This is a genomic window from Rhodanobacter sp. FW102-FHT14D06 (assembly GCF_043950705.1).
Classification (GTDB): Bacteria; Pseudomonadota; Gammaproteobacteria; order Xanthomonadales; family Rhodanobacteraceae; genus Rhodanobacter.
Window position 1 is genome coordinate 103,385 of record NZ_CP170722.1, and the last position, 26,914, is coordinate 130,298.

Annotated in this window: 29 protein-coding genes and 1 pseudogene; 11 read left to right on the top strand and 19 right to left on the bottom strand. The window is 69.3% G+C overall.

What is annotated here, in order from left to right; translation table 11 throughout:
* Window positions 1-3: 3 nt before the first annotated feature.
* The 3 genes from ACFCQI_RS00550 to pncB all read right to left on the bottom strand — a co-directional run bounded on the left by ACFCQI_RS00550 (window position 4) and on the right by pncB (window position 2,548).
* On the bottom strand, window positions 4-486 hold the full coding sequence (locus ACFCQI_RS00550; RefSeq protein ID WP_395121410.1) for a peptidylprolyl isomerase: 483 nt from the start codon (window positions 484-486) through the stop codon (window positions 4-6).
* Window positions 487-648: 162 nt separating this feature from the next.
* Window positions 649-1,134, bottom strand: a complete 486-nt coding sequence (locus tag ACFCQI_RS00555) for a glutathione peroxidase (protein ID WP_395119366.1) — start codon at window positions 1,132-1,134, stop codon at window positions 649-651.
* A gap of 229 nt (window positions 1,135-1,363) precedes the next feature.
* Window positions 1,364-2,548 (bottom strand): nicotinate phosphoribosyltransferase, encoded by a 1,185-nt coding sequence (gene pncB / locus ACFCQI_RS00560; RefSeq protein WP_395119368.1) that lies wholly within the window; start codon window positions 2,546-2,548, stop codon window positions 1,364-1,366.
* A gap of 323 nt (window positions 2,549-2,871) precedes the next feature.
* On the opposite strand from pncB, the gene ACFCQI_RS00565 reads away from it, so the two are divergent.
* Window positions 2,872-3,735, top strand: a complete 864-nt coding sequence (locus ACFCQI_RS00565; RefSeq protein WP_395119370.1) for a c-type cytochrome — start codon at window positions 2,872-2,874, stop codon at window positions 3,733-3,735.
* Between the two features lie 4 nt (window positions 3,736-3,739).
* Here ACFCQI_RS00565 and ACFCQI_RS00570 read toward each other — a convergent pair whose 3' ends face one another.
* The 5 genes and pseudogenes from ACFCQI_RS00570 to ACFCQI_RS00590 all read right to left on the bottom strand — a co-directional run bounded on the left by ACFCQI_RS00570 (window position 3,740) and on the right by ACFCQI_RS00590 (window position 6,895).
* Window positions 3,740-4,789, bottom strand: a complete 1,050-nt coding sequence (locus ACFCQI_RS00570; RefSeq protein ID WP_395119372.1) for an aminopeptidase — start codon at window positions 4,787-4,789, stop codon at window positions 3,740-3,742.
* A 100-nt stretch (window positions 4,790-4,889) separates the two neighbouring features.
* Window positions 4,890-5,294 (bottom strand): hypothetical protein, encoded by a 405-nt coding sequence (locus tag ACFCQI_RS00575; RefSeq protein WP_395119374.1) that lies wholly within the window; start codon window positions 5,292-5,294, stop codon window positions 4,890-4,892.
* A 101-nt stretch (window positions 5,295-5,395) separates the two neighbouring features.
* Entirely contained in the window at window positions 5,396-5,608 is a 213-nt protein-coding gene (locus tag ACFCQI_RS00580; protein WP_395119376.1) for a hypothetical protein, read from the bottom strand.
* Window positions 5,609-5,950: 342 nt separating this feature from the next.
* Window positions 5,951-6,253: pseudogene (locus ACFCQI_RS00585) on the bottom strand (histone H1-like repetitive region-containing protein); the annotation flags it as partial.
* A 39-nt stretch (window positions 6,254-6,292) separates the two neighbouring features.
* Complete coding sequence (locus tag ACFCQI_RS00590) at window positions 6,293-6,895, bottom strand: rhomboid family intramembrane serine protease (RefSeq protein WP_395119378.1); 603 nt, start codon at window positions 6,893-6,895, stop codon at window positions 6,293-6,295.
* Window positions 6,896-7,079: 184 nt separating this feature from the next.
* Here ACFCQI_RS00590 and ACFCQI_RS00595 point away from each other — a divergent pair, with 184 nt between their 5' ends.
* Together ACFCQI_RS00595 and ACFCQI_RS00600 are read left to right on the top strand one after the other, a co-directional pair.
* A complete protein-coding gene (locus ACFCQI_RS00595) occupies window positions 7,080-7,958 on the top strand; it encodes a PhzF family phenazine biosynthesis protein (protein WP_395119380.1) in 879 nt (292 codons plus the stop codon).
* Between the two features lie 108 nt (window positions 7,959-8,066).
* On the top strand, window positions 8,067-8,876 hold the full coding sequence (locus ACFCQI_RS00600) for a YiiX/YebB-like N1pC/P60 family cysteine hydrolase (protein WP_395119382.1): 810 nt from the start codon (window positions 8,067-8,069) through the stop codon (window positions 8,874-8,876).
* Window positions 8,877-8,889: 13 nt separating this feature from the next.
* Here ACFCQI_RS00600 and ACFCQI_RS00605 read toward each other — a convergent pair whose 3' ends face one another.
* The 3 genes from ACFCQI_RS00605 to ACFCQI_RS00615 all read right to left on the bottom strand — a co-directional run bounded on the left by ACFCQI_RS00605 (window position 8,890) and on the right by ACFCQI_RS00615 (window position 11,196).
* Window positions 8,890-9,273, bottom strand: coding sequence for a hypothetical protein (locus ACFCQI_RS00605; protein ID WP_395119384.1), 384 nt, complete (start codon window positions 9,271-9,273; stop codon window positions 8,890-8,892).
* Complete coding sequence (locus ACFCQI_RS00610; protein WP_395119386.1) at window positions 9,270-9,908, bottom strand: N-acetylmuramoyl-L-alanine amidase; 639 nt, start codon at window positions 9,906-9,908, stop codon at window positions 9,270-9,272. Before ACFCQI_RS00610 ends, ACFCQI_RS00605 begins: the two co-directional genes overlap by 4 nt.
* Before the next feature lie 109 nt (window positions 9,909-10,017).
* Entirely contained in the window at window positions 10,018-11,196 is a 1,179-nt protein-coding gene (locus ACFCQI_RS00615; RefSeq protein ID WP_395119388.1) for an NAD(P)/FAD-dependent oxidoreductase, read from the bottom strand.
* 216 nt (window positions 11,197-11,412) lie between these two features.
* On the opposite strand from ACFCQI_RS00615, the gene ACFCQI_RS00620 reads away from it, so the two are divergent.
* Complete coding sequence (locus ACFCQI_RS00620; protein ID WP_395119390.1) at window positions 11,413-11,895, top strand: YajQ family cyclic di-GMP-binding protein; 483 nt, start codon at window positions 11,413-11,415, stop codon at window positions 11,893-11,895.
* A 154-nt stretch (window positions 11,896-12,049) separates the two neighbouring features.
* Here the strand turns inward: ACFCQI_RS00620 and ACFCQI_RS00625 are convergent, their stop codons facing one another.
* Window positions 12,050-12,721, bottom strand: a complete 672-nt coding sequence (locus ACFCQI_RS00625; RefSeq protein ID WP_395119392.1) for an NrsF family protein — start codon at window positions 12,719-12,721, stop codon at window positions 12,050-12,052.
* Window positions 12,708-13,232: an RNA polymerase sigma factor gene (locus ACFCQI_RS00630; RefSeq protein WP_395121411.1), complete on the bottom strand. Its 525-nt coding sequence runs from the start codon at window positions 13,230-13,232 to the stop codon at window positions 12,708-12,710. Before ACFCQI_RS00630 ends, ACFCQI_RS00625 begins: the two co-directional genes overlap by 14 nt.
* Window positions 13,233-13,501: 269 nt before the next feature.
* Between ACFCQI_RS00630 and ACFCQI_RS00635 the strand changes: the two genes are divergently transcribed.
* From ACFCQI_RS00635 to trxC, 3 genes are all read left to right on the top strand, one after another.
* A complete protein-coding gene (locus ACFCQI_RS00635) occupies window positions 13,502-15,223 on the top strand; it encodes a cytochrome c biogenesis protein DipZ (protein ID WP_395119395.1) in 1,722 nt (573 codons plus the stop codon).
* 49 nt (window positions 15,224-15,272) lie between these two features.
* Entirely contained in the window at window positions 15,273-15,875 is a 603-nt protein-coding gene (msrB, locus tag ACFCQI_RS00640) for a peptide-methionine (R)-S-oxide reductase MsrB (RefSeq protein ID WP_395119397.1), read from the top strand.
* Window positions 15,876-15,960: 85 nt separating this feature from the next.
* Window positions 15,961-16,404, top strand: a complete 444-nt coding sequence (gene trxC, locus ACFCQI_RS00645; protein WP_395119399.1) for a thioredoxin TrxC — start codon at window positions 15,961-15,963, stop codon at window positions 16,402-16,404.
* On the opposite strand, the gene ACFCQI_RS00650 is transcribed toward trxC, so the two are convergent.
* Window positions 16,405-17,304 (bottom strand): LysR substrate-binding domain-containing protein, encoded by a 900-nt coding sequence (locus ACFCQI_RS00650; RefSeq protein WP_395119401.1) that lies wholly within the window; start codon window positions 17,302-17,304, stop codon window positions 16,405-16,407.
* A gap of 89 nt (window positions 17,305-17,393) precedes the next feature.
* On the opposite strand from ACFCQI_RS00650, the gene ACFCQI_RS00655 reads away from it, so the two are divergent.
* The 4 genes from ACFCQI_RS00655 to ACFCQI_RS00670 all read left to right on the top strand — a co-directional run bounded on the left by ACFCQI_RS00655 (window position 17,394) and on the right by ACFCQI_RS00670 (window position 21,198).
* Complete coding sequence (locus ACFCQI_RS00655) at window positions 17,394-17,990, top strand: LysE family translocator (protein ID WP_395119403.1); 597 nt, start codon at window positions 17,394-17,396, stop codon at window positions 17,988-17,990.
* 20 nt (window positions 17,991-18,010) lie between these two features.
* Window positions 18,011-18,628 carry an NADPH-dependent FMN reductase gene (locus ACFCQI_RS00660; protein ID WP_395119405.1) on the top strand — a complete coding sequence of 206 codons (618 nt, stop codon included), beginning with the start codon at window positions 18,011-18,013 and terminating at the stop codon, window positions 18,626-18,628.
* Window positions 18,629-18,717: 89 nt separating this feature from the next.
* Complete coding sequence (locus tag ACFCQI_RS00665; RefSeq protein ID WP_395119407.1) at window positions 18,718-20,223, top strand: S10 family peptidase; 1,506 nt, start codon at window positions 18,718-18,720, stop codon at window positions 20,221-20,223.
* A gap of 75 nt (window positions 20,224-20,298) precedes the next feature.
* A complete protein-coding gene (locus ACFCQI_RS00670) occupies window positions 20,299-21,198 on the top strand; it encodes a PhzF family isomerase (RefSeq protein WP_395119409.1) in 900 nt (299 codons plus the stop codon).
* A gap of 23 nt (window positions 21,199-21,221) precedes the next feature.
* On the opposite strand, the gene egtD is transcribed toward ACFCQI_RS00670, so the two are convergent.
* The 5 genes from egtD to ACFCQI_RS00695 all read right to left on the bottom strand — a co-directional run bounded on the left by egtD (window position 21,222) and on the right by ACFCQI_RS00695 (window position 26,866).
* The gene (egtD, locus tag ACFCQI_RS00675) at window positions 21,222-22,211 is read right to left on the bottom strand and encodes an L-histidine N(alpha)-methyltransferase (protein WP_395119411.1); all 990 of its coding nucleotides are present in this window, start codon (window positions 22,209-22,211) and stop codon (window positions 21,222-21,224) included.
* Window positions 22,208-23,458, bottom strand: coding sequence for an ergothioneine biosynthesis protein EgtB (egtB, locus tag ACFCQI_RS00680; protein WP_395119413.1), 1,251 nt, complete (start codon window positions 23,456-23,458; stop codon window positions 22,208-22,210). Before egtB ends, egtD begins: the two co-directional genes overlap by 4 nt.
* A gap of 192 nt (window positions 23,459-23,650) precedes the next feature.
* On the bottom strand, window positions 23,651-24,094 hold the full coding sequence (locus ACFCQI_RS00685; RefSeq protein ID WP_395119415.1) for a hypothetical protein: 444 nt from the start codon (window positions 24,092-24,094) through the stop codon (window positions 23,651-23,653).
* A 61-nt stretch (window positions 24,095-24,155) separates the two neighbouring features.
* A complete protein-coding gene (gene rlmKL, locus ACFCQI_RS00690; protein WP_395119417.1) occupies window positions 24,156-26,342 on the bottom strand; it encodes a bifunctional 23S rRNA (guanine(2069)-N(7))-methyltransferase RlmK/23S rRNA (guanine(2445)-N(2))-methyltransferase RlmL in 2,187 nt (728 codons plus the stop codon).
* Window positions 26,339-26,866, bottom strand: coding sequence for an alpha/beta fold hydrolase (locus tag ACFCQI_RS00695; protein ID WP_395119419.1), 528 nt, complete (start codon window positions 26,864-26,866; stop codon window positions 26,339-26,341). The genes rlmKL and ACFCQI_RS00695 overlap by 4 nt, the downstream gene beginning before the upstream one ends.
* Window positions 26,867-26,914 lie beyond the last annotated feature (48 nt).

A 26,914-nucleotide genomic window follows, 5' to 3' on the forward strand; every position in this document is an offset into this window, starting at 1 on the left:
TGCTCAGTGGTGATGGCCACCCGCACCGTGCACGTGGCCATGTGCCAGCTCTTCCTCGCTGGCCGCGCGCACGTCGGTCACCTCGATGGCGAAATGCAGGGTCTTGCCCGCCAGCGGATGGTTGCCGTCGATGAAGACCTTGTCGTCCTCGACGCGGGTGACGGTGACGTTGATCTCGCCCTGCGGACCGCGGCCCTGGAACTGCATGCCGGGCTGGATGTCCTCCACGCCCTGGAAGGCCGAGCGCGGCACTTCCTGCATCAGCTCGGGATGGTGCACGCCGTAACCCTCCTCGGGAACCACGTCGGCGGTGAACTTGTCGCCCGCCGAGCGGCCTTCCAGCTGCTTTTCCAGGCCCGGTACGATCTGGCCGCCGCCGTGCAGGTAGGTCAGCGGATCGCGACCGGCGGAGCTGTCGATGACCTGGTTCTGGTCGTCGGTGAGGGTGTAGTGGAAGGCGGCAACGGAATCTCGGGCAATCTGCATCATCTGGCCTCGCTCGGGGGTCATGTGGGCCGACCACGGTCGGCAAAGGGACAAAGCCTATCAGACCGCGCGCGCATGGCCTGCGCAGGAGGCGTCCCGAGCGCCGCCGACCAGCTCAATGCAGGCCGTGGCGATCGCCGTGGACCGCGGTGACGGGATGGTTCACCCCTGCAAGCGGGCCCGCGTGTCGCGACCGATCTTCTGCGGCGTGTCGGTGGGCGCGTAGCGCTTGACCACCTGGCCGTTGCCATCGACCAGGAACTTGGTGAAGTTCCACTTGATCGCCTCGCTGCCGAGGATGCCCTTGGCCTGGCTTTTCAGCCATTGGTACAGCGGCGCGGCGTGCTCGCCGTTCACCTCGACCTTGGCGAACATCGGAAAGGTCACGTCGAAGCGGGTGCTGCAGAAATCCTTGATCTCGGCTTCGCTGCCCGGCTCCTGGTGGCCGAACTGGTCGCAGGGAAAGCCCAGCACCACCAGGCCCAGCTCGCGCTGTTCGCGCCACAAGGCTTCCAGGCCCTCGTATTGCGGAGTGAATCCGCACTGCGAGGCGACGTTGACCACCAGCAAGGTCTTGCCGCGCCACTCACCCAGCGATCGCGGCTTGCCGTCGATGTCGGTCACGGTGAAATCGTGGATGCTGGTCATGGCTTGCTCCGGAACTGTGGCGGGTGTCCGGCCAGCGTACGCCATCGAGATGGCTCGGGCATATCCATATGCGGCATGCTCCTTTGGCGCCGGCGGTGCGCGCGGCTACCGTCAAGGCGTTGCCGCCACGCCGGATTCGCCGTGCTCCACCTCGCCCTCGTGCTGCTGTCCCTGTTGCTGCTGGCCGGCGTGTTCAGCCGCGCGACGGACGATCCGTGATCGGCGCCACTCACCCCTGGGTGGCGGGGATCTCGAACACCTGGCGCAGGTAGGCCACGTAGGCCGGGTCATCGCACATGTTCTTGCCGGGGGAATCGCTGAGCTTGGCCACCGGCTGGCCGTTGCAGCGGATCATCTTGATCACGATGTTGATCGGCGCCGGCCCCACGTCGTTGGTGAGGTTGGTGCCAACGCCGAAGGCGAGTTGGCAGCGGCCGCGGAAATGCGCGTAGAGCTGCATCACGCGCGGGATGTCCAGGCCGTCGCTGAACACCAGCACCTTGTTGCGCGGGTCGACGCGGTTGTCGCGGTAGTGCGCCAGCACCTTCTCGCCCCAGGCGAACGGATCGCCGGAATCGTGGCGGGTGCCGTCGAACAGCTTGCAGAAGTACATGTCGAAATCGCGCAGGAAGGCATCCAGCCCGTACACGTCGGACAGCGCGATGCCCAGATCGCCACGGTATTCGCGCGCCCACGCCTCCAGCGCCGCGACCTGCGAATCGCGCAGCCGCGGCCCCAGCGCCTGGTGTGCCTGCAGATACTCGTGCGCCAGCGTGCCCAGCGGGGTCAGGCCCAGTTCGCGTGCCAGCCACACGTTGCTGGTGCCGGCCAGCTGCGCGCCCAGTTCGTCGCGCAAGGTGATGACCACCTCCTGCTGCCAGCGCCGCGAATACCGCCGGCGGGTGCCGTAATCGGCGATGCGGCACAGCGTGTAATCCGGCGCATCGCGCAGCATGGCGATCTTGTCGTGCAGGCGCCGGCGCCCTTCGGCCAGATCCAGCCCGGCGCTGGTGCGGCGGAAATATACCTCGTTGACGATCGCCAGCAGCGGCACCTCGAACATGATCGTGTGCAGCCACGGCCCGCGGATGCGGATCTCGATCTCGCCGGGCACGGCGGCCGAGGGCGCGATCTCCACGTACTTCTCGTTGAGCTGGAACAGGCCCAGGAAATCGACGAAATCGCTCTTGATGAAACGCCAGCTGCGCAGGTAATCCAGCTCGTCCGCGCGAAAACGCAGGCGACACAGCGCGGCCAGTTCGGCGCGGATGTCGTCGATGCACGCGGCCAGGTCAATACCCGGCGTGCGGCACTTGAAGCGGTATTCCACCTCGGCCGCGGGATACTGGTGCAGCACCACCTGCATCATCGAGAACTTGTACAGATCGGTGTCGAGCAGCGATTCGATGACCATCGGGCGCCCAGGGGAGGAAGAAGCGGCAGCACCGGCCATTATCCATGGTCGGCCATCGGCGCCGGGCAAAATAAAACCCCATCGGCCAGGGGAGGACCGATGGGGCTTGTCAGGCGGCCTCCAGGGGAGGTAAGGCCGGCCCCTCAGCAAGGCGATGGATTGCCCCGCTTCCTGTCGCCGTCACGGCGATACATGGGCTTAGTGTGTGCGCGACGACGTGAGTTCAACGTGCACGCCCGCCGCCGTTCAGCGCCGCGACAGGTGCGCCGCCCCGCCCGGCGCCAAAGCTGGCCCTACACTGGGCCCATTGCACGGAGAATCCCATGCGCGGAACCTCGATCGACGCCCCCCGGATGACGCGGATCACCGCCCTGCTTGCGATCGCGCTGATGCTTCTCGGCAGCAGTCGATTCGTGCGCGCCGCCGAACTCCGCATCGACCTGGGCCATGGTGCCACCCGCTGGAGCACCACCACCCTGCTGGCGCGCCCGGACGCGCGCACCGTCACCGTGCTCGGCGACGTGGCGTTCAAGCGCACCCGACACTACCGCGCCGTGCCGCTGGCGGCCCTGCTGCCCGGCATCGTGGCCGGCGATCACCTGCAATTTGTCGCGAAGGACGGCTTTGTCGCCGAAATACCCGCCGCGCTGATCCTGAGCCGGCGCGGCAGCGTCGCCTGGCTGGCGATCGAGGAGCCGGCCCGGCCGTGGCCGGCGCTGCCTGGCGGACACGGCCGCGCCGGCCCGTTCTATGTCGTGTGGACGCAGCCGCGCGCGGCGGGCGTGGGACCGGAGCAATGGCCATATCAACTGGCCACGATCCGCCGCGCCGACAGCATGGCCGCGCGTTTTCCGGCCATTCTGCCGGACCCGCGAACGCCGGCGGACAGCGCCGTGCGGCGAGGGCTGGCGGTGTTCCAGCGCACCTGCTTCGCCTGCCACACACTCAACGGCGCCGGCGATGCCCGACTCGGGCCGGACCTCAACATTCCGCACAACCCCACCGAGTACCTGCGCGCCGACCTGCTGCGCGGGTACATCCGCGATCCGCAATCGCTGCGCCGCTGGCCGCAGGCGAAGATGCCGGGCTTCGACACGCGGGCGCTTTCCGACGCCGACCTCGATGATCTGCTGAGCTACCTGCGCCACATGGCGGGGAGAAAAACATTGCCGGGCGGCGGGCACTGAGTTTTCAGCGCGGCGCGTCCTGAGCCTCCGCACCGTGTGGCGGCGTCATCAGCGCTTCCAGCGCGCGATCGCGGCGCGGCTTCGGGTCGCGAGCCAAAGCGCGGACGTCGGCGTAGAACGCCGTCCAGTCCTGCCCCGAGCGCTGGAACAGCACGTCGAACGCCGGCACCCAGTGGTCGTACAAGCCGAACGGCAGCAGCCGGGCGTTGTTGATCGGCTGCGCCACCCACGCGTCGTAGCGATGGTCGCCGGGCCATCGGCGTTCGCGCCACTGCGCGTAGCGTTCGCGGAACGCGGCGATCGCGGCCTGCTTGCCGGCTTCCATTGCCTCGGCATCGACGCCGCTGGCGTACAACAGCTTCAGGCGCTCGCGCAGATCCAGCACGAGCCGGGTGAAGCCGTCGGCGATCGCGTCATCGTGGCCTTGCGCCGGCGGCAGGCCGCGCGAGGCGCGCCATTCGCGCAGGCCCTGGCGCTGCACGAAGCTGGCGAAGGATTCGTTGAACGCGCTGTCGCTTTTCACGTAGATCAGCTGGTGCGCCAACTCGTGGAAGATCGTGCCGGCCAGTTCGTCGTCGTCCCAGCGCAGCATGCTGGACAGCACCGGATCGGCAAACCAACCCAGCGTCGAATACGCCGGCACGCCACCGATCCACACATCGTCACCGCGGGCCTTCCAGCGCGCCGCATCGGCCTGCGCCGCCTGTTCGCTGAACCAGCCCCGGTAAGCCACGCAACCGGCGATCGGAAAGCACTGCGGCACCGCCTGCACCGAATGGCGCGGCGCAGCGAACACGTTCCACACCACGTAGTCGCGATCCAGCGGCACGTAGCCGGTGTAGCTGCGATTGTCAGGCAGGCCCAGCTCGCGCGAGGCGAACCGGCGCGCCTGCAGCGCCAGGCGCAGGCGCGCGGCCAGCTGCGGGTCGGTGTGCGGGTCGGCGAGCACGCGCTCGATCGGGCGTCGATGCACGATGAGTTCGGCTTGCCCGTGGGCGGCCTGCGCGTAGTAGCGCACGCTGGTGCAGGCGGACAGGGCAAGTCCCGCCACCATCAGGAGGGCAAACCGGAATATCGCGGCGGATGCGCTTGACGGTCGCGAAGGCATCCGCCGATTGTGCCTGAACGCCCGGCGCTACCGGGCGCGGCGGGGGTCAATGGCGACGGTCGTCGCGGTCGCGCGAATGACGTCCGCCGCGCTGCGAGTCGCGATGTCCCGAGTGGCCATCGTCGCGGTAATGGCCGCGGTCGTTGTCGCGATGGCGGTAGTCGCGTCCGTAGTCGCGCCCGTGATAGCGCGGATAGCGCGAACCGCCGTACCAGTGCGAGCTGATGCCGACGCTCACTCCGGGTGCGTAGCAGCAACCGTAGTAGCCGCCGTAATAGGCCGGCCCGTAGTAGCTGTCGTAAGGCGAGGCGTAGTACGTCGTGCCGCTGCCGTAATACGCGTCGCCGGACGACCCGCCGCCACGCACGTAGGTATAGCCGGGGTCGTAATAGCAACCGGACAGCGCCGCCGCTGCCACCATCAATCCAACGCAAGCGAGCAGTCGTTTCATGGTTCACCTCCGCGGTGCTTATCAAGCTCCACGCTGGACCATGCCGCTTGAACTCTGCCTGAGCGGACCCGGCGCCGCGGCACCGGCCCGCCCGCGGAGATTCAACCCTTGCGCTTGCCCAGGTCGTCGCGCGGCGATGCCGTCACGGACGCATCGCCCGTGCCGGTCACCGGCGCGTGCATCTCCGTCACGTTGGGGGTCGGATGCGACGGGTTGGCGCCAGGCCACGACGGCTCGCGCTGGTCCCGCTCATGCTTGGCGTCAAGCAAGGCCTGGATATGCGCCACGGCTTCTTCCGGGCTGATGTGCGCCACCGGCCGGTCGGCCGGACGAGGGCGCGCGGGCGACGACTTGGGCGCAGGCCGGGTTGCGACCCGAGGTGCAGCTGGCCGCGTGACCAACGGCTTCTTCGCCATGGCTTTCTTCGCGGCAGGCTTCTTCGCGGGCGTGGCCCTGGCCGCGGATTTCACGGGCACGGCCTTGCGTGCGGCGGACTTGCGCGGTGCCGACTCGCGCGACGCTGCGCTGACGCTGGCGCGAGACTTCTTCGCTGCGGGCTTCGGCGCGGCCTTGCGGGTAGCGACTTTGCTTGTCTCCGGCCGCCGGGGCGTCGCCTTCTTCGCGCTGCGCGGGCCGGTCGTGCGCTTGGCGACGGCCTTCTTCGCGGCGGTTTTCTTCGCCGGGGACTTCCTGGCGGCTGCCTTCTTCACGGCGACCTTTTTCGCCGGAGCTTTCTTCGCAACTGATTTCTTCGCGGCGGGCTTCTTCGCGACGGACTTCTTCGCGGTGGCTTTCTTCGCGACTGGCTTTTTCGCTGCGGACTTTTTCGCCGATGCTTTCCCTGCCGCGGACGTCTTCGCTGCCGACTTGCGGGTCATTGCCATGCGTTCGTTCTCCTGCGGTGAGCGGTGAGCAACGCGGCCAGTATGCGCGTATCGGCGCGCGACGGCATTACGCAGCGCAAGAAGCGTTCATCTGCGGGCCGACCGAACGCGCGCTCAGCCCGGGTGCATCAGCGCGTCGAGAAAGTGCGGCAGCACGCGATGATTGATCGCGATGGTGAACAGCACGCCATAGGCTGCGCCCCACAGGTGCGCGTTGTGGTTGACGTTGCCCTGCCCGCGCCGGTCCATGTAGATCGAATAGGCGGTGTACAGCACCGCGTAGACGATTGCCGGCATCGGGATCACCAGCACGATGATCTGCTGCCATGGCGCGATCAGGATGTAGGCGAACAGCACCGCCGACACCGCGCCCGACGCACCCAGGCTGCGATAGTCCGGGTTGTTCCGGTTCTTCAGCCAGGTCGGCAGGATCGAGACCACCAGCCCACCGATGTAGAACAGCGCGAATCCCAGCGTGCCGAGCACGCCGGTGTAGAACGGCTCCATCGCACGCCCGAAGAAGAACAGCGTGAACATGTTGAACAGCAGGTGGCCGAAATCCGCGTGCACCACGCCGTAGGTCACCAGCCGGTGGTACTCGCGCTGGCGGGTGATCGCCGGCGGCCACAGGATCAGGTCGTTCATCAGCCGCGCGTTCTTGAACGCCATGAACGAGACGATGCAGGTGATGGCAATGATGGCCAAGGTGATCGGCATGGACGGTTCCGCGACGCAAAAGTCGGCATCTTGGCGCCTTGCCCCGGGCTTGTCGACTCGCCCGGCGCCCCGGCGCACTTATGCCCGGCGCGGCGCGGCTTATGCGAAAGCGGCAGTGTCGCCGCCGTGGCCGCCCCTCTATCATCTGCCGTTTTGCACCGCGCCCCGCGGTCGGACGAAATGCATGAGCCTGCTCCGTTACCTGCATCTGGACGTCTTTGCGGCCACCCTCGGCGGTGGCAACCACCTGGGCGTGGTGATCGGCGCGGACGGCTGGGACAGCGCGGCGATGCAGCGTTTCGCGCGCTGGACGGCGCTGGTGGAAACCACCTTCCTGCTGCCGCCGACCGCCCCCCGGGCGAGCTATCGGGTGCGCATCTTCACGCCGCACGAGGAGATCCCGTTTGCCGGCCACCCCAGCATCGGCAGCGCCCATGCGGCGCTGGAAGCAGGTCTGGCCACGCCGCGCGACGGACTGCTGTGGCAGGAGTGCGGCGCCGGCGTGTTGCCGATCCGGGTCGAAGGCAGCGGCGCCATGCGCGAACTGCTGCTGCGCTCGCCGGGCGAACGCGTGCTGGCGACCGGCCGCGACGCAAACCCGCTGCTGGCCGCAGCGCTGCACGGCGTGACCGATGGCGCGCTGCCGCCGGCGCTGGTCGACGGCGGCCGACGCTGGTGGCTGGCCGAGGTCGCCGACGAAGCCAGCCTGCGCGCCTGGCAACCCGACCACGCGGCCATTCTTGCGCTGGCCCGCGCCAGCAGCAGCATGGGGCTGTGCGCCTTCGCACGCGTGGCATCGGATCAGCCGCGACTGGTGGTGCGCGCATTCCCCGCCGGCGTGGGCATCGTCGAAGACCCCGCCTCCGGCGCCGCCAACGGGTTGATCGCCGCCTGGATCGCACACGCCGAACCGCATGGCCCGCTGGCCCGCGGCTACCAGGTCAGCCAGGGCCGCGAGATCGGCCACGACGCGCAGCTGATGGTGCACATCGACAACGACGCGATCTGGGTCGGCGGGCGCAGCCACACCATCGTCGACGGCAGCCTGGCCTGGTCGGCGTGAGCTTCCAGTCTCTCGGTGCCGGTGAAAGCGGCTTTCTGCTCGGGCGCTGACACGCACGCGCCCACGGCTTAAGCTCGTCGCACCTGCGACCGCCGGGAGCGCACGATCGTGTTCCATCCCTTGCACAGGCTGGGCCGTGCCCTGGCCCGTTACCTCTCGAAGCCGCGCGTCGGCGGCATGCATTTCGGCACCTCGCGCCACGACATGCTGGAGGCATCGCTGCGGCCGGCCGACGTGCTGCTGGTCGACGGCAACAGCCGCATCGGCACCGCGATCAAGTACGTCACCCAGTCGAGCTGGTCGCACGCGGCGTTGTACGTGGGCGACGCCCTGCGCGACCGCTACCCCGCGCTCGGTGAGCACGTGCTGATCGAAGCCGACGTGGTGGAAGGCGTGCGTGCGCTGCCGCTGCAGGCGTATCGCGGGGCGCACACGCGCATCTGCCGCCCGGTCGGGTTGCACGCCGGCGAGATCGAGCAGGTGATCGAACACGCCGCGCGTCGCCTCGGCCAGCGCTACGACATGCGCAACGTGATCGACCTGATGCGCTACCTGCTGCCGACGCCGCCGGTGCCCGGACGCTGGCGCCGGCGCCTGCTGGCGCTGGGCAGCGGCGAGCCGACCCGGGCGATCTGCTCGTCGCTGATCGCGGCGGCCTTCCACAGCGTGCGTTATCCGATCCTGCCGATGCTGGACCGCGACTACCGCCAGTTGCGCGGCACCCAGCGCGCGCGCCAGGAGATCCTGCACATCCGCAGCTCCAGCCTGTTCACGCCGCGCGACTTCGACATCTCGCCCTACTTCCGCATCATCAAGCCGATGATCGAGAGCGGTTTCGATCCGCACCACCTCCACTGGGCGACCCTGGCGCCCGGCGACCTGCAACCGTCGGCGGGATCGCTGCAGGCCCCGCGATGAATCGGCGCGCCGCTCAGCGCAGGTTCGGCAGCGCCGCGAGGCACGACTCGCGGCAAAGGTAGCGCTGGTTGGTTTCCCCGCCGTCGTACAGATAGGCTGCCCCGCCGGCGAAAATCTCCCAGTGGTAGAGCTGGCCCGCACGGCGCAGGGTGCCGCGGTAGCTGCACGGCATGATGATCGCCTCGGCGTCGAACGTGGCCGGATCGACCACCTCGGCCAGCGTGAAATACCGCGCCACGTCCGCGCGACTGAGCGTCAACGCGCTGCAGATGTCGGCGTCGGCGCGCGTGGCATCGACCTGCCGCTGCAACGAAACAACCTCGATGCCGCCATTGCCGCGCACCGGCACACACGCAGCCAGCGCTGCGCCCAGCAGCACCAGGCCCAACGCCTTCACGGCTTGCCTCCAGCGGTCAGCGCCTGCAGCAACTGGGCGCCCTCGGTGACCTCCTTGCGGGCGATCGCGCCGTGCGCGTAGACGTCGCCCAACAGGTTCAGGCCGAACAGGCCGACCAGAATATCCACCAGGTACTTGAGCGACTTCAGTTGTTCCGGCGTCGGCGCCTCGAACGCCTTCTGCGCGGGCTGGAACGTGCCCACCACCTCGATCCCCAGCGAGTCCTGGTTGGAGGGATAGCGCGAGGGATACGGCTTGCCCAGTTCATGTCGCGAAAGGTTCTTCGCGCGGGTACCGAAGCCCACGCCTTTCGCGTGCATGAGCGAGGCAATCGTCTTCAGTTCCTGCGGATCGCAGCCGTGTTCGACCTGGCAGCGCGCCTGCAGCACACCGACGTGCCAGCACACCTGATCGACGCGTGCGGTCTGGCAGATCTTGCCGGCCTTGTCGATCAAGAAGTGCGCGCCGGTCTGCTTGCCGCCCGCGTACGCTTCGAGCGTGCTGGTGGCGGTGGAGGAATCGGTACGATGCAGCACGATCGCGTGGACGGCATCCAGGCTGCCATGCTCGATCGACGCATACAGCTTGACCTCGATCGCCGGGTTGACCAGCTTGCCCTTGTCCAGCGTTGCCATCGGCCGCCCTCCCCTGGAGATGCGCCGCCGCCCGATGGCGGGCGCGGCGCGTTGGAAATTCCGTCGCACGATGCTGCAGCCCCCGGCCGGAGGCGTCAAGCAACCGGCATCAGGCCGCCGCGCCCGCCGCCTGCCCCGACGCCCACGCCCACTGGAAGTTGTAGCCGCCGAGCCAGCCGGTGACGTCGACCACCTCGCCGATGAAGTAGAGGCCGGGCACGAGTTTCGATTGCATCGTGCTGGAGGAGAGCCCATCGGTGTCGACGCCGCCGAGAGTGACTTCGGCGGTGCGGTAGCCTTCCGTGCCGCTGGCGGTGATCGGCCACGCGGCGAGCTGCGCGCCGATCTGCGTCAGTTCGGTCTCGCGGTACTGGCGCATCGGGCGGTTGCCGAGCCATTGCTCGCACAACCGCTGCGCGAGGCGCTTGGGCAACACCTCGCCGAGCACGGTCTTCAGTTCGGCCAGCGGCCGCGCCGTGCGTTGGTCGACCAGCCAGGCGCCGACGTCGAGGTCCGGCAGCAAGTCGAGGCGCAAGTCGTCGCCGGGCTGCCAGTACGAGGAGATCTGCAGGATCGCCGGGCCGCTGATGCCGCGATGGGTGAACAGCAATCCGGCGCGAAAACCCTGCCTGCCCACGCGGGCCTCCACCCTCGGCAACGCCACACCGGCCAGATCCGCGTAATGCTCCTGGTGCTTGCCGCTCAGCGTCAGCGGCACCAGGCCGGCGCGCGTGGGCAGCACGGCGTGGCCGAACTGGCGCGCCAGTTCGTAACCGAAACCGCTGGCGCCCATGCTGGGAATCGACAGGCCGCCCGAGGCGACCACCAGCGACTCGGCATGCACCTCGCCGCGCGCGGTGTGCACGCTGAAGCCCTCCGGCGTCCTGCGCACGCGTTGCACGGCGCAGTTCGCCTCCACCGTGACGCCGGCCGCGGCGCACTCGTCCAGCAGCATGCGCACGATCTGCTTCGAGGAGTCGTCGCAGAACAACTGGCCCAGCTCCTTCTCGTGGTAGGCGATGCGATGCTTCTCCACCAGCGCGACGAAATCCCACGGCGTGCAGCGCGCCAGCGCGGACTTGGCGAAATGCGGGTTGGCCGAGAGGTAATTCGCCGGCGTCGTGCCCAGGTTGGTGAAGTTGCAGCGGCCGCCGCCGGACATCAGGATTTTCTTGCCGACCTTGTTGGCGTGATCGACCACCAGCACGCGCCGGCCGCGCTGGCCGGCGGTGATCGCGCACATCAGGCCGGCGGCGCCGGCGCCGATGATCAACACGTCGGTTTTCAAGAACTCACCATGGTCACGCCATCAAGCTCGTTGTTCGTCATCCCGGCGCGGCGCCTTTCAACGACCGAAGGGTCGGTCAAGCCGGGACCCGGTGACTGTGTCCGTTGAAAGGCGCCGGATTCCGGCTTGCGCCGGAATGACGGAAGTGAGGGTTGCGCCATTATCGCCCAGCGCCATCGCTTACACTTTGCCTCCTGTTCCCAGCGAGCCGCCGCCATGCCTTCCTTCGACGTGATCTCCGAAGTCGACAAGCACGAACTGACCAATGCCGTCGACCAGGCCAACCGCGAACTCGGCACGCGCTTCGACTTCAAGGGCGTGGACGCGAAGTACGTGCTGGACGATGGCGTGATCGCCCAGAGCGCCCCCAGCGAATTCCAGCTGCAGCAGATGCTGGACATCCTGCGCGCCCGCCTGATCGCGCGGAAGATCGACGTGCGCGCGCTGGACGTCGGCGACCCGGAAACCAACCTGGGCGGCTCGCGCCAGAAGATCACCGTCAAGCAGGGCATCGAGCAGCCGGTGGCGAAGAAACTGGTGGCCGAGCTGAAGGCGGCCAAGCTCAAGGTCGAGGCGCAGATCAACGGCGACAAGCTGCGCGTCAGCGGCAAGAAGCGCGACGACCTGCAGGCGGCGATGGCGGTGCTGCGCAAGGCCGACGTGGAACTGCCGCTGCAGTTCGACAATTTCCGCGACTGAGCCGGGATTCGGGATTCGGGATCGAGGCCGGCATCCCACGCGCCCCGCCACAGCGGATCAAGGCCTTCCCCCGCAGGAGCCCGCTCGCGGGCGATGCTTTTCTTCGCGGGATCCCGGATTCGCAAGAGCAAAAGCATCGCCCGCGAGCGGGCTCCTACGCTTTGGACAGCAGCCGTCCGCCCATCGCCGCGTTGACGGCCACCACCACGGCCACCGCCAGTGCGTGGGTCAGCAGGTCGGTGGCGGCGGAATCGAACGCGTGGCAGATCTCCAGCAGGCTGGCCGAAGCCGCCGCGCTGGCCAGGCCGATCAGCACCGCGGCAAGCACCGGCCGCAGCGGGCAGGCGCGGCGCAGCAGCACGACCAGCAGCGCGGACAGCGGCACCGAGAAGCCGATGATGAAGAGCAGGCAGTCGGCGCTCTGCTGCACGCCGGCGACTTCGGTGCCCGGCGCGAGCCACGTGCGCAGGCAGCCGAGGCCGCTGGCACCGATCCACAGCAAGGCACCGGGCAGCGGCAGCCACGCCCATGCCGCACGCCGCCCGGGCACGGCCAGCGCGAACGCGGCCCACGCCGCGCTGATCGCGGTGATCACCGCGCCGATGCCGGCCCAGGCCAGGTCCGGCGTGGCGGCCCAGCGCCGCAGCATCGGACCTGCGCCGTAGTGCATCAGCAAGCCGGCCGCCAGCGCCGCCACCAGCAGCAGCCAGCCGGCCGTGCGCAGCCCTGGCGGCAGCAGCCGCCGCACCGGCACCAGGTCGGTGCCAAGGCGGTCGATCAACGCCTGGTGGGATTGCGGATCGGCCGTCACGTCAGGGTTCTCCATGGAAACGTTCGCGCAGTGCCTTCAGCGCGCGATGCAGGTTCACTTTCAGCGCGCCGGTATTACGCCCGGTCAGCTCGGCCGCCTCGCTGAGCGAGCGCTCGCGCAGGCCAAGCTGTTCCACCGCCTCGCGCTGGCCGGGCGACAACTCGGCGATCGCCTCGTGCAGGCGCTGTGCGCGCTGCTCGCTTTCGGTGGCGGCGCTGGCGTCGTCGGCATCCGGGTGACGGTCGAGCGCGAATTCATCGTGCAGTTCGCGGCTGTCGCGGCGACCGCGGCTGCGCAGGGAGTCGATCGCGCGGCGAGCGGCGATCGCGCCGAGCCAGGCGTCGTAGGAACGGCTGGGGTCGTAGGTCTGGCGCACGCGATGCACGGTGATCAGGGTTTCCTGCACCACGTCATCCAGATGATCTGGCGCCACACCCTGGCGGCGTGCCACGGCGCGGATCAGCGCCACCGAATCGGCCAGCAGTTTTTCGTAGGCACGCCGGTCGCCGGCCTGCGCGGCGGCCATCCACGCCGACCGGCGCCGGTCGGGCGATTCGCTGGCGCTGGCGGCGGCGGATTCGGCTGGCACGGTCCGGACGGGACTGATCCCATGGGAAAGTCCACTATCTAGACCCATGAAGGCGGTGGCGGTCAAGGCTTGCGACCCGTTCGCTCCACGACGGAACGCTCACCGGGGTCTTCGCCGCATCGTGCGCCGACGTTACCTCCTGCCCGCAGGTAACCCGGGCGGCGGTGGCGGCGAATCCTCAGGCAACCACCCACGGATGAAACTCCATGCTCGTGTTGATCCTCGCCTATCTCGGCGGTGTCCTGACCATCCTCAGCCCGTGCATCCTGCCGGTGCTGCCGTTCGTGTTCGCCCGCTCCGACCGGCCGTTCATGCGCAACGGCTTGCCGATGCTGCTGGGCATGGCGATCACCTTCGCCGTGGTCGCCACGCTGGCCGCGCTCGGCGGCGGCTGGGCGGTGCACGCGAACCAGTACGGCCGCTGGGTGGCGATGGCGGTGCTGGCCTTCCTCGGCCTGACCCTGCTGTCGACTCACCTGGCCGAATGGATTACCCGCCCGTTCGTGGCGCTGGGCAACCGGCTGTCGCAGCGCTCGGCCGCCGACGGCGACTCGGTCTGGGGCGCTGCCGGCCTGGGCGTCGCCACCGGCCTGCTGTGGGCGCCGTGCGCGGGGCCGATCCTCGGCCTGTTGTTGACCGGTGCCGCGTTGAACGGCGCCAGCGTGCAGACCACCCTGCTGCTGCTCACCTATGCGGCCGGCGCCGCCACGTCGCTGGGCCTGGCGCTGCTGATCGGCGGCAAGGTGTTCGCGCTGATGAAGCGTTCGCTGGGCGCCGGCGAATGGGTGCGTCGTGCGCTCGGCGTGCTGGTGCTGTGCGGCGTGGCCGCGATCGCGCTGGGCCTGGACACCGGCCTGCTTACCCGCGTCTCGCTGGCCAGCACCAGCGGCATCGAGCAGAAGCTGATCAATGCCGTGCGCCCGGCGCCGGCGCCGCAGCCGCCGCTGAAGGCCGGCGATCCGCTGCCGGTGGAAGGCACGTTCCCGTCGCTGGCCGGCGCCACGCAATGGCTCAACAGCCCGCCGCTGAGCACCGAATCGCTGCGCGGCAAGGTGGTGCTGGTCGATTTCTGGACCTACTCCTGCATCAACTGCCTCCGCACGCTGCCGTACGTGCGCGGCTGGGCCGACAAGTACAAGGACCACGGCTTGGTGGTGATCGGCGTGCACGCGCCGGAGTTCGCCTTCGAAAAGAATCCGGCCAACGTGACCAAGGCGGTGAAGGACCTGGGCGTCGACTACCCGGTCGCTCTGGACAACGACTACGCGATCTGGAGAGGGTTCAACAACGAATACTGGCCGGCGCATTACTTCATCGACGCGCAGGGACGGATCCGCCACCACCATTTCGGCGAAGGCGAATACCGGCAGAGCGAAGACGTGATCCGCCAGTTGCTGACCGAGGCCGGCCAGAAGGACCTGCCGGGTGGCTACGTGCGCGACGACCATCGCGGCGTGGAGGCGGCGGCGTCGAACGATCCCACCCGCTCGCCCGAGACCTATGTCGGCTACGCCCGCGCCAGGAACTTCGTCGGCGGCCGCGTGGCGCGCGACGAGGCGCACGACTATCGCGCACCGGCCGCGCTGGCCACCAACCAGTGGTCGCTCGACGGCCGCTGGACCGTGCATGACGAGAACGCGCAACTGGAACAGGCCGGCGGCGCCATCGTCTACCGCTTCCGCGGCCGCGACCTGCACCTGGTGCTCGGCCCGGCGGCTGACGGCAAGCCAATCCGCTACCGCGTCACCATCGACGGCAAGCCGCCCGGCGCCGACCACGGCATGGACACCGACGCCGACGGCAACGGCACCGTCACCAGCCAGCGCCTGTACCAGCTGGTGCGCCAGGCCAACGGCAGCGGCGAGCGCCTGTTCGAGATCACCTTCCTCGATCCCGGCGTGCAGGCCTACGCCTTCACGTTCGGCTGATCCGATCCCGCATCCCGCAAATCCCATTCCGTCCCCCACGGAGGTCGCCATGTCACATGTCAATGAAACCCTCGCGATGGATCGCCGCCGCTTCCTGCGCGCCGCGCTCGGCGGCGGTGCCTTGCTGGCCGTGGGCGGCGGATGGCTGGTGCCGCGTCTGCATGCGGCAGCCAACACGCCGGTGGGTGAACCCGGCAACGTGGTGCTGGAGATCTTCGACGATGCGGGCCGCGACCTCGGCGCGCGCGAGGTGCCGAAGCTGGTGCTGAGCGACACGCAGTGGCGGCAGCGACTGTCGTCGGCGTCGTACCAGATCATGCGTCACGAGGGCACCGAACGCGCCTTCAGCGGCGAACACGAACGCCCGGCCGCGCCCGGTCTGTTCCGCTGCATCGCCTGCGGCACGGCGCTGTACGACGCCGCCACCGAGTTCGACTCCGGCACCGGCTGGCCGAGCTTCTGGCAGCCGATCGCGCGGCGCAACCTGGTCGAGGCGACCGACCACCTGTTAGGCATGACCCGCACGGCGATCAGCTGCAAGGGTTGCGACAGCCACCTCGGCCACGTTTTCAACGACGGCCCGCGACCGACCGGCCTGCGCTACTGCATGAACTCGGTGGCGTTGCGTTTCGTGCCGCGCACAATGGGCTGAATCCCCGGCTACCCCGGCTTGGATTTCCCCGCGCGAGGCGCCATCTGCTCTGCAGGGCGTCGCCCGCCCGTTGCCGGAGTCCGACATGAGCACCGCACTGACCATCCCCTGCCCCCATTGCAGCGCGCTCAACCGCGTGCCCGCCGAGCGCGTCGCGGAGCATCCGAACTGCGGCCGCTGCAAGCAGGGCTTGTTCGAGGGACATCCGACGGAACTGACCACGGCGAACTTCGACGCGATCGCCGGCCGCGGCGACCTGCCGGTGCTGGTGGACTTCTGGGCGCCGTGGTGCGGGCCGTGCGTCGGCTTCGCGCCGGTGTTCGTGCAGGCCGCCGGCAAGTTCGAGCCGCGTCTGCGGCTGGCCAAGCTGGATACCGAGGCGCAACCGCAGATCGCCGCGCGCTTCAACATTCGCAGCATTCCCACCCTGATCATGTTCAGGCAGGGCCGCGAGATCGCGCGGCAATCCGGCGCGCTGAACGCGGCGCAGCTGCAGCAGTTCGTCGAAGGCGCGCTGGCGCGCGGCTGATCAGCGCGCCGCGGTGCCGGCCGCCTGCCAGCGCAGCCAGTCGATCACGGCGACCACCGCCGCGCGCGGCTTCGCCGGCGGTCGCACGATCCAGTACGAAGTTCCCAACGGCACGTCGAGCTCGCCGAACGGACGCAGCAGGCTGCCGTTCGCCACGTCGTCCGCGGCCAGTCGATGACGCGCCAGCGCCGCGCCCTGCCCCTGCATCGCCGCACGCAGCACCAGGTCGGACGAGGTATAGCGGGCGCCGCCCTGCAGCGCGAGCTTCGCCGGTCCGTGCACGCTGCGCCACGCTTCCCATGACGCCTGCGGATCGCGGTCGTGCAGCAGGCGCAGGCCGGCCAGTTGCGCCGGCTTCGATGGGCGTCCGGACGCCTGCCACAGCGCCGGGCTCATCACCGGATACAGCGCATCGTCCATCAACGCTTCGGCATGCAACCCCGGCCACGGTCCCGTGCCCATGCGGATTGCCAGATCGATGCGGCCGTCGTCCAGCGCGTCGAGGCGCTGCTCCACCTGCACCGACAGCTCGATCTTCGGATGCGCTTTTTCCAGCGCAGGCAAACGCGGCAGCAGCCAGCGGATCGCGAACGAGGGCGAGGTGGACAACGTCACCGCATGCGCCGGCCGGGTCTCGCGCAACGCGGCCACCGCCTGCTCGATCCCGCGCAGGCCGGCCAGGGTGGCCCGCCCCAGCGCCTCGCCCTGCGGGGTGAACACCGGCGCGCCGCGACCGGCCGAGGCGCGCAGCAAGGGCACGCCTAGCCAGCGATCCAGTTCGGCCAGGTGCCGGCTCACCGAAGAGTGCGCCAGGCCGAGCTCGCGCGCGGCGGCGCGCACGCCGCCTTGCGCGTAGACCATGGCAAACGCGCGCAGGGCATTCAGCGGCAGCTCGTTCATGGTCGCAATACTAGACCATAACGCGATCAGCACTGACCAGCCGAGTGGCCGAACATGCGGGACATTCGACCATTGCGGAGAACGATCCCGTGGAGCAACTGCTCGCCGCCGCCGGCCTGCTGTGCGTGGCCGCGATCACGCCCGGACCGAACAACTTGGTGATCCTGCGCGCGGCCGGCACTGCCGGCATGCGCCGCACGCTTCCGATGATCGCCGGCATCGTGCTCGGCGGCCTGCTGTTGCTGGCCGTGACGGCGCTGGGCACGGCGACGGCCTTTGCGGCGCTGCCGTGGCTGCGCCACGGGATCGCCCTGGCCGGCGCGCTGTATCTGGCGTGGCTGGGCGCATCGCTTTGCGCGGCCGGCATCCGGCCACGAGCCGACCCGACGGCCTCGCCGCGCCTGCCCGCCGGCACGCTGGGGCTGATCGGGTTCCAGTTTCTCAATCCGAAAAGCTGGCTGCTGGTGTTGACCGTGCTGGCCGCGATGCCGCTCACGGGCACGCGCGATTACCTGCTGCTGACCACGATGTTCGTACTGATCCCGGCGCTGTGCCTGTCGCTGTGGGCCGCGCTGGGCGCCACGCTCGCGCGCTGGCTGGCCCGGCCGGCAGCGCGCCGTGGCGTGGATGTCGCCAGCGGCGCCTTGCTGCTTGCCTGCGCCTCGTTGCTGTTGATCGAACCCTGACCTTCGACCGGAGACCCGTCATGACTGCCTTTCACCCCTTCCCCTTGCCCACCCGCCGCGTGCTCTGCCTGGCCGGCAGCCTGCGCCGGACCTCCTGGAACCGGCGCCTGCTGCACGCCGCGACATGCCAGGCGCCGGCGAGCCTGCACCTGGACGTCTGCGACGCCCTGGGCGCCGTGCCGCTGTTCGACGAAGACCTGGAGTCGCGCGATCCGGCCGGCCCGCTCGGAGTGCAGGCGCTCCGCGCCGCGGTCGCCGCCGCCGACGGCCTGATCATCGCCACGCCCGAATACAACCAGGCGATCCCCGGCGTGCTGAAGAACGCGCTGGACTGGCTCTCGCGCGAAAGCCCGGCCGGCGAGGTGCTGGCCGGCAAGCCCGTTGCCGTGCTCGGTGCCAGCAGCGGCCCGTGGGGGACCCGGCTGGCGCAGGCCTCGTTGCGGCAGGTGCTGCACACCTGCGGCGCGCTGGTGATGCCGGCGCCGAGCCTGTTCGTGGCCCGCGCCGCCGAGCGCTTCGACGCCGAGGGTCGGCTGACCGACATGGCCACGCTGCAGTCGCTGCAATCCTTCCTGCTCGCGTTCGAATCGTGGATGGAGCGCGTGGCGGCGCCGGCTCCCCTGGTCGCACCGGGTTGAAGCAAACCACCGTCGACCCATGCCTTTCAGCACACTCGGTGCATGCGCCGCGCGTTTAGGCTTCGGTCTTTACGCTCGAGGAGAGGCCTGTGCGCAAGTCCCTGCCGTTTGCCCTGATGGCTGCCCTGCTGTTGCCGGGGTTCACCACCGCCGCCGTGGCGGCCGACAACCACAAGCCGGCGGCGAGCGCCGAGGCAACCGGCAAGGACGGCTTCCAGCTGCCGCCGTTCCCTGCCGACGCGCACGTGACGCAGACCACCACGGTCGACGGCAAGACGCTCAAGTACACCGTCACCGTTGGCTCGCTGCCGGTGCGGGACGAGCAGGGCAAGACCACTGCCGAAGTGGTGTTTACCGCCTACACCATCGCCGGCAAGGACCGGCCGGTGACCTTCGCGCTCAACGGCGGCCCCGGCGCCTCGTCGGTCTACCTCAACCTGGGCGCGATCGGCCCGAAGAAGGTGAGCTTCGGCGACGCCGGCGACTCGCCTTCCGACCCGCCGGTGCTGCACGACAACCCCGGCACCTGGCTGGGCTTCACCGACCTGGTCTTCATCGACCCGGTGGGCACCGGCTACAGCCGCGCGCTGGTCGATGACAAGCAGGCGACCAAGGATTTCTACAGCACCGACGTCGACATCAAGTACCTCTCGCGCATCATGTACGACTGGCTGGTGAAGAACGGCCGCATGGATTCGCGCAAGTACTACGTGGGCGAAAGCTACGGCGGCTTCCGCGGCCCGCGCATCACCGAGTACATGCAGACCCAGCTGGGCGTGGCGATGAGCGGCGTGACGCTGATCTCGCCCTACCTCGATCCGTCGGCGTGGAGCGACGACACCGTCTCGCCGCTGCCGTGGATGACCACCCTGCCTTCGATCGCCGCCGCCCACCTGGAGCGCGAGGGCAAGCTCAGTGCCGAGGCGATGGCGCCGATCATCGCCTACACCCGCGGCGAGTACGCGACCACGCTGATGAAGGGCCGCTCCGATCCGGCCGCCACCGAGGCGATGATCCGGAAAGTGACCGAGCTGACCGGGCTGGACCCGGTGTTCGTCAAGCGCTCCGGCGGGCGCATCGAGACCCAGGCCTACCTGCGCGAGGTGTACCGCGCCGAGGGCAAGCTGGGCAGCCGCTACGATTCCAACGTCACCGCCTGGGACCCGTTCCCGCATGCGCCCTCGCAGCGCACCGGCGACCCGCTGCTCAACAGCATCATCGCGCCGACCACCAGCGCGATGGTCAACTTCGTCACGCAGACGGTGGGCTGGAAAGTCGCCGGCCGCTACAACGCGCTCAGCTACGAGGTGAACCGCCTGTGGCATGAGGACGACGACGCCCGCGAGGGCTCGGTCAGCCAGCTGCGCGAGGCGGTGGCCAACGATCCGAAGCTGCGCGTGCTGATCGCGCACGGCTGGGACGACCTCTCCTGCCCGTTCATGGTCTCGGTGCTGGCGGTCGACCAGATGCCGGCCATGGGCGACCCGACCCGCGTGCAGGTGAAGGAGTATCCCGGTGGCCACATGTTCTACTCGCGCGCCGACAGCCAGTCCGCGCTGACCCGCGACGTGAAGGCGTTGTACGGCGCCCGGTAAGCGTGCCGCGCGACGACGGCAGGAGTCGGCAGCGCCCCGCCGACTTCCGCGTCGTCGCCATCCGCCAGGCCACCCATGAACAAGCGCACGCTGTATCACGTCGACGCCTTCACCACCACGCGTTTTCGCGGCAACCCGGCCGGTGTGGTGCTGAACGCCGACGGCATGTCCGACGCGGAGATGCAGGATCTCGCGCGGGAACTGAAGCACTCCGAGACCGCCTTCGTGCTGGCGCCGGACGGCGCGGACCACGACGTGCGGCTGCGCTACTTCTCCCCCACCACCGAAGTGCCGCTGTGCGGCCACGCCACGATCGCCACCCATTACGTGCGCGCCGGCTTGCCCGGCTTCGGCAGCAACGAATTTCGACAGAAGACCGCCGCCGGCATCCAGCGCATCCGCATCGGCCGCAACGAAGCCGGGGGCCGCCGCGTCTTCATGCAGCAGGAGCGGCCGCGCATCGGCCCGCCGCTGGGCGATTCCGTCCGCCGTCGCATCGCCGCCGCACTGGGCGTGGCCGACGACCAGCTGACCCCGACGCTGCCGCTGCAGGTGATTTCCACCGGCCATGGCAAGGTCATGGTGCCGCTGGAACCGACGGTCGACCTCGACGCCCTGGCGCCGAGGATGTCCGCGCTGGCGGCCCTGAGCGCGGAGATCGGCTGCAACGGCTACTTCGTGTTCCAGCGGCGCGAGGGCGAGGCGGCCACCGACGGGCGCATGTTCGCCCCCGCCATCGGCATCGACGAGGACCCCGTGACCGGCAATGCCAACGGCCCGCTGGGAGCCTATCTGGTGCACCACCGACTGCTGCCGCACGACGGCGCCTCGCTGCGGTTCGCCGGCCACCAGGGCCGCGCGCTGCGCCGCGACGGCATCGTCCATGTCGAGGTGCGCATCGTGGACGACGAGCCGGTCGAGGTGACGATCGCGGGCGACGCCTGCATCCTGTTTTCCGCGCCGCTGAGCGGCTGACGCCGGCCCTCCCGCCCGCGGCGTCAATCCATCCGCAGGCCGGCACGCACCAGGTATTGCACGCTGAACATCCGTCGGGAATCGGTCCACACCCGCTGCACCGCCAACCCCGCCTTGTCTGCCAGCGCCGCGAAATCCTCCAGCGAATACTTGCAGCTGTATTCGACCTGGACAGCCTCCTCCGCGCCGAAGCGCACCTTGTCGCGCCCGATCGCCACCTGCTGCTCGCGCCGACTGACCAGTTGCGTCTCGATGCGCCCGGCCATCGGGTTGTAGCGCGCGCGGTGGGCGAAGGCGGCGAGGTCGAAATCGCTGCCGATCTCGCGGTTGAGCCGGAGCAGCATGTTCAGCGTGAACTCGGCAGTGACGCCGGCCGCATCGTTGTAGGCGGCCTCGATCAGCGCCGGGTCCTTTTTCAGATCCACCCCGATCAGCAGGCCGCCGGCGTCGCCCATCTCGCTGCGCATCTTGCGCAGCAAGGCCACCGCGTCATGCGCCTCGAAATTGCCGATGGTGGAACCGGGGAAATAGAGCACCGTGCGGCGCGGCGCGCGCGGCGGAATCGGCAGGCGCAACGGCTTGCTGAAATCGGCACACAGCGGTTGCAGCGGCAGTTGCGGAAACTCCTGCGCCAGGCGTTGCACGCTGTGCTGCAGCGGCTCGGGCGAGATTTCCACCGGCACGTAACTCACCGGCTCGCGCAGGTGGCGCAGCAGCATGCGCGTCTTGCGTCCGCTGCCGCTGCCGTACTCGACCAGGCGCACGTCGCTGCCGAGGCTGTCGGCGATGTCGGCGGCGTGCTCGCTCATCAACGCGATCTCGCAGCGGGTGAGGTAGTACTCCGGCTGCTCGCAGATCTGCTCGAACAAGGCCGAGCCGCGCTGGTCGTAGAACAGCCACGACGGCAGCCGCTTGGGTTTCAGCGCCAGCCCGTGCCGGGCGACTTCGAGCAGTTCGCTGGCGGGCGGGCGGCGTTCGTCGTCGCGAAGGCCGCAGGCTTGCATGCTGTTCATCGGTCCTGTCCCAGTCGCAGCCCGGCAAACTGCCAGCGGGCATGGGGTGGAAAGAAATTGCGGTAGCTGGCGCGGATGTGATCGCGCGGGGTGGCGCAGGAGCCGCCGCGCAGCACCCATTGGCCGCACATGAACTTGCCGTTGTATTCGCCCAGCGATCCGGGCAGCGGGCGGTAACCGGGGTAGCCGACGTACGGCGAGGCGGTCCATTCCCACGCGTCGCCGAACAACTGCAGCGCGCCCTCGCCAGCGTGCGCGGGCAGCGGCTGGAAGCGCCCGCTTTCCTGCAGGTTGCCTTCGATCGCGACGCCCTGCGCGGCGGACTCCCACTCCGCCTCGGTCGGCAGCCGCGCGCCGGCCCAGCGCGCGAACGCATCGGCCTCGTAGTAGCTCAGGTGGCATACCGGTTCGGCGGGGTCGAGCGCACGCACGCCGGCCAGGGTGAACTCGCTGGCCAGGTCATCCTGCCAGTAGAGCGGATGTTGCCAGCCTTCGCGCTGCACCGTGGCCCAGCCGTCGGACAACCACAGGCCGGGCTCGCGATAGCCGCCTTCACGCACGAACGCCAGGTATTCGGCATTGGTCGCCAGCCGGTTTGCCAGCGCATGCGGTTGCAACAGGGTGCGGTGGCGCGGGGTTTCGTTGTCGAAGGCGAAGCCTTCGCCACGATGGCCGATCTCCACGATGCCCTCGCGCCCGGGCAGGAATTGCAGCGGCACCGTGGGCGCACCCGCGGGTGCCGCGATCGACGAATGCAGCGCCGGCTGCAGCGGATTGCACCAGAACGCATGCTTGATGTCGGTCAGCAACAACTCCTGGTGTTGCTGCTCGTGCTGCAGACCCAGCTCGACCAGGCTCGCCAGTTCCGGATCGTCGCGGCGATCCAGCAAAGCAAGCACCGCCTCGTCCACGCGCCGGCGGTAATCGCGCACCTCGTCCAGCGAGGGCCGCGACAGCAGCCCGCGCTGCGCGCGCACGTGCATCGGCCCGACCGACTGGTAGTAGGAGTTGAACAGGTAATGCCAGGCCGGGTCGCGCGGCTTCCAGGCCGGGTCGTGCGCAAGCACGAAGGTCTCGAAGAACCAGGTGGTATGCGCCAGGTGCCATTTCGCCGGGCTGGCGTCGGGCATCGACTGCAGCTGCATGTCCTCGGCCGTCAGGCTCGCGCACAGCGCCGGCGTCTGCCGGCGCACCCGCTCGAAACGCGCGGCGGTGCCGGCGCGGGCCGACAGTGGATCAACGGTCATGCATGCTGCGCCGCGGTCGCGACGGCCGGACGAACCGGCCACGGGACAGCGGCATGATGGTGCGAAAGTGCATGCCCTCAAGGATGCCGCGAGAGTTGTTCAGAACTTGTGATCGGACACGCCGTCTTGCGACGGGTACAAACGCGCGAGCCCGGCCGGGGCCGGGCTCGCACACTCGCATCACGACGTGACTCAGTTGCCGTCGTAGCCGTCGTCGCGGTCGTAGCCGTCGTCGCGGATGTAACGCGTCTGGTACGGGTCGTCGTACACCACGGTACGCGTTTCCACCACGCGGCGGGTCACCACCGGCGCACCGTACTCGTACACCACCGTGCGCGGCGCGCGGTAGACCGGCTGGTCGTAATAAACCGGAGCCGGCCGCAGCGCGTCGGCGACCAGGCCGACCACGGCACCGGTGACGATGGCCCCGGCGATCCAGCGGCCGCCGCTCCAGTGGCCGCCATGACCGTAGTAGCCGCCGTGATAACCGCCATGGTGACCGCCGTAGTAGCCACCATGGGGACCATGCCCGCCCCAGCCGCGCGCGGACGCGCCCAGAGGCATTGCCAACGCGGCGACCAGCGCCAGGCCGACCGCGGCACTCTTGCCGGAAGCACGCAAACCCGCTGTGTTCATGATCGTTCTCCGTTGTACGCGGGGATAGTCGAGCGCGCGGGCTTAATGCGCACTGAAAGGTTCACGGCTTGATGCGCGCCGTATCCCACGGGTTGACTCCCGTCACGGCCCGGCGCCGGCGCAGCAGCCAGCAGCCGTGGATGTCGGCACGGCGGGCGAAGTCGAACGGGATGCTGGGCGCGCTCCAGTCCTCGATCTCGAAGTGCGGCTCCAGCGCCTCGCGATCCAGCTTGAAGCGACGGAAATTGTTGGAGAACACGATCACGCCGTCACGGGTGAGCCGTTCGTTGCAGGCTTCGAGCAGCTTCACGTGGTCGCGCTGCACGTCGAAATCCTCGGCGCGCTTGGAGTTGGAGAAGGTCGGTGGATCGACGAAGATCAGGCCGTAATGGCCGCGATCACGCTGCAGGAACTCCAGCGCGTCGAACTGCATCAGCCGATGGTCGGCGCCGGTGAAACCGTTCAACGCGAGGTTGCGCGATGCCCACTCCAGATAGGTGGCCGACAGATCCACGCTGGTGGTTTCCAGCGCGCCGCCGGCCGCCGCGTGCACGCTGGCGGTGGCGGTGTAGGCGAACAGGTTGAGGAAGCACTTGCCGTCGGCCAGCTCGCGCACTTTCGCGCGCACCAGCCGGTGGTCGAGGAACAGGCCGGTATCGAGATAATCGGTGAGGTTGACCAGGAACTTCAGGCCGCCCTCCTCCACTTCGATGAACTCGCCGCGCTGGTCGAGCTGGCCGTACTTGGAACCGCCCTTGCCGCGCTCGCGGGTCTTGATCGCGATGCGTTCGCGCGGCACGCCCAGCACCTCGCCGGCGACGCGGGCGATCTCGCGCAGGCGCAGGCGCGCCACGTCTGCGGGGATATCCGCCGGCGCGCGGTACTCCTGGATGTGCAAATGGTCGTCGCCACCCGTGTCGCCGTAGACGTCGATCGCCGCCGCGTACTCGGGCAGGTCCTGGTCGTAGGCGCGCCAGCAGTGGATGCCTTCGCGGGTGAGCCGCTTGCGCAAATGCCTGACGTTCTTCTCCAGCCGGTTCTTCAGCATCTGCGCGCCCGGCGAGAGCGGCCTGGGTTCGCGCGGCGTCTCGTCGCGCGGCTTCAGGTCGAACGTCAGCAGCACGGTTTCCAGTGCGCCGTTGTACAGCGCGTAGCGCTTGTCCGCATGCAACTGCATGGCACGCCCCAGCTCCAGGTCGCCGGCCAGCACCGCGGCGCGCCAACCGGTGAAGCGCTGGCGCAACGTGTCGCCCAGCGCGCGGTAAAGCTTCGGCATCTCGGCGCGGTCGCCGAGGCGCTCGCCGTACGGCGGATTGGTGATGACCAGGCCGTAGCCGACGCCGGGCGGCGGCGCGGCGCGGGCCATGTCCTGCTTGTCCAGGGTGAAAAAGCCGGCCACGCCGGCGGCCTGCGCGTTGCGTTTGGCCGTCTGCACCATGCGCGGGTCAGCGTCACTGCCGAAGAAGCACGGGCGCAGCGCGCGCAAGCCGGTCTCGGCACGCTGCTTCGCCTCGTCCAGCAGGCTGCGCCACAGCGCGATGTCGTGCTGCTGCCAGCCGAGGAAGCCGAAGTATTCGCGGCGCAGGCCGGGCGCCACGTCGGCGGCCATCAACGCACCTTCGATCAGCAGGGTGCCCGAGCCGCACATCGGGTCGAGCAGCGCGCCGCCGCCGGCGTAGACCTCGGGCCAGTGCGCGCGCAGCAGCATCGCCGCGGCGAGGTTTTCCTTGAGCGGCGCCTCGCCCTGCTCCTCGCGCCAGCCGCGGCGATGCAGCGGTGAACCCGCGAGATCAAGCGATACGGTGGCGCGGTCGCGCCGCAGGCGCAGGTTGATGCGGATGTCCGGCTCGTCGGTGTCGATGTCCGGGCGCGAGCCGTCGCGCTGGCGGAACTGGTCGACCACCGCGTCCTTGGTGCGCAGGCCGACGAACTGGCTGTGGGTGAGCTTGCTCAGCGCGGTGCCGGCGTCCACGGCGAAGGTGCCGTGCGCGGCCAGGTGCGCGCTCCAGTCGATCGTCTGCACGCCGCGATACAGCGCCTCGTCGTCGGCCGCGTCGAACTCGGCCAGCGGCAGCAGGATGCGGCTGGCCAGGCGCGACCACAGGCAGGCGCGGTAGGCGGTTTCCAGCGTGCCGGAGAAGTGCGCGCCGGCCAGTGCCTCGCGCACGTCGAGCGCGCCGAGCGCGACCAGCTCGTCGCGCAGCAGGTACTCCATGCCCTTCGGGCAGGTGGCGAAGTAGTGGTTCATGCGGCGCTCGCCAGGCGTTCGAGCATGGCCCGGAACTGCGTCGCGATCAGCTCCATGCTGGAGCCCAGCCGGTGGTCGTCGTCCAGCACGAGCAGCGGCAGCCGGCGCTTCGCGGCGAACGCCTGCACGCCGGCCAGCGGGCACACCTCGTCGCGCCAGCCGTGGATCAGCATCGTGGGCACGCCGGGACGCAGATCGAACGCCCGCGCGTATCCCGGGATTTGACTGGGCGTGGCGAGCAGCAACAGCCCGGCCACGGGCACCTCCAGCGAGACCAGGCCGGAGACGAACGCGCCCATGCTCGACCCGACCAGCAGTGGCGGCGCGTCCAGCGATTCGATCGTGGCGCGCAGGCGCGCGATCCGCGGCGCCACCGACCCGGCATGGCCGCGCGCGTCGTCGCTGCGGTAGTCCGGTCGCTGCGTGCGCCAGCCCAGCGCCTCCGCCTGCGCGGCCAGCGCGCTGACCTTGGTCGCCTCCGGCGCGGAATCCGAGCCGTGCGAAAGAATGATCTGGCCGCGCATGGCGGTCTCCGGAAAGGCCAATAGCAAGACGCGCATGGTAGCAGGCGG

Coding starts and splice junctions, on each gene's coding strand:
- pncB (WP_395119368.1), bottom strand. CDS start 2,548: ATGGTCATCGAATCGCTGCTCGACACCGATCTGTACAAGTTCTCGATG.
- trxC (WP_395119399.1), top strand. CDS start 15,961: ATGAGCACCGCACTGACCATCCCCTGCCCCCATTGCAGCGCGCTCAAC.
- ACFCQI_RS00670 (WP_395119409.1), top strand. CDS start 20,299: ATGAACAAGCGCACGCTGTATCACGTCGACGCCTTCACCACCACGCGT.
- rlmKL (WP_395119417.1), bottom strand. CDS start 26,342: ATGAACCACTACTTCGCCACCTGCCCGAAGGGCATGGAGTACCTGCTG.
- egtD (WP_395119411.1), bottom strand. CDS start 22,211: ATGAACAGCATGCAAGCCTGCGGCCTTCGCGACGACGAACGCCGCCCG.
- ACFCQI_RS00550 (WP_395121410.1), bottom strand. CDS start 486: ATGCAGATTGCCCGAGATTCCGTTGCCGCCTTCCACTACACCCTCACC.
- ACFCQI_RS00650 (WP_395119401.1), bottom strand. CDS start 17,304: ATGAACGAGCTGCCGCTGAATGCCCTGCGCGCGTTTGCCATGGTCTAC.
- ACFCQI_RS00575 (WP_395119374.1), bottom strand. CDS start 5,294: ATGAAACGACTGCTCGCTTGCGTTGGATTGATGGTGGCAGCGGCGGCG.
- ACFCQI_RS00610 (WP_395119386.1), bottom strand. CDS start 9,908: ATGGCAACGCTGGACAAGGGCAAGCTGGTCAACCCGGCGATCGAGGTC.
- ACFCQI_RS00595 (WP_395119380.1), top strand. CDS start 7,080: ATGAGCCTGCTCCGTTACCTGCATCTGGACGTCTTTGCGGCCACCCTC.
- ACFCQI_RS00630 (WP_395121411.1), bottom strand. CDS start 13,232: ATGGCCGCCGCGCAGGCCGGCGACCGGCGTGCCTACGAAAAACTGCTG.
- ACFCQI_RS00555 (WP_395119366.1), bottom strand. CDS start 1,134: ATGACCAGCATCCACGATTTCACCGTGACCGACATCGACGGCAAGCCG.
- ACFCQI_RS00590 (WP_395119378.1), bottom strand. CDS start 6,895: ATGCCGATCACCTTGGCCATCATTGCCATCACCTGCATCGTCTCGTTC.
- ACFCQI_RS00635 (WP_395119395.1), top strand. CDS start 13,502: ATGCTCGTGTTGATCCTCGCCTATCTCGGCGGTGTCCTGACCATCCTC.
- ACFCQI_RS00660 (WP_395119405.1), top strand. CDS start 18,011: ATGACTGCCTTTCACCCCTTCCCCTTGCCCACCCGCCGCGTGCTCTGC.
- ACFCQI_RS00695 (WP_395119419.1), bottom strand. CDS start 26,866: ATGCGCGGCCAGATCATTCTTTCGCACGGCTCGGATTCCGCGCCGGAG.
- egtB (WP_395119413.1), bottom strand. CDS start 23,458: ATGACCGTTGATCCACTGTCGGCCCGCGCCGGCACCGCCGCGCGTTTC.
- ACFCQI_RS00565 (WP_395119370.1), top strand. CDS start 2,872: ATGCGCGGAACCTCGATCGACGCCCCCCGGATGACGCGGATCACCGCC.
- msrB (WP_395119397.1), top strand. CDS start 15,273: ATGTCACATGTCAATGAAACCCTCGCGATGGATCGCCGCCGCTTCCTG.
- ACFCQI_RS00625 (WP_395119392.1), bottom strand. CDS start 12,721: ATGGAGAACCCTGACGTGACGGCCGATCCGCAATCCCACCAGGCGTTG.
- ACFCQI_RS00685 (WP_395119415.1), bottom strand. CDS start 24,094: ATGAACACAGCGGGTTTGCGTGCTTCCGGCAAGAGTGCCGCGGTCGGC.
- ACFCQI_RS00620 (WP_395119390.1), top strand. CDS start 11,413: ATGCCTTCCTTCGACGTGATCTCCGAAGTCGACAAGCACGAACTGACC.
- ACFCQI_RS00570 (WP_395119372.1), bottom strand. CDS start 4,789: ATGGTGGCGGGACTTGCCCTGTCCGCCTGCACCAGCGTGCGCTACTAC.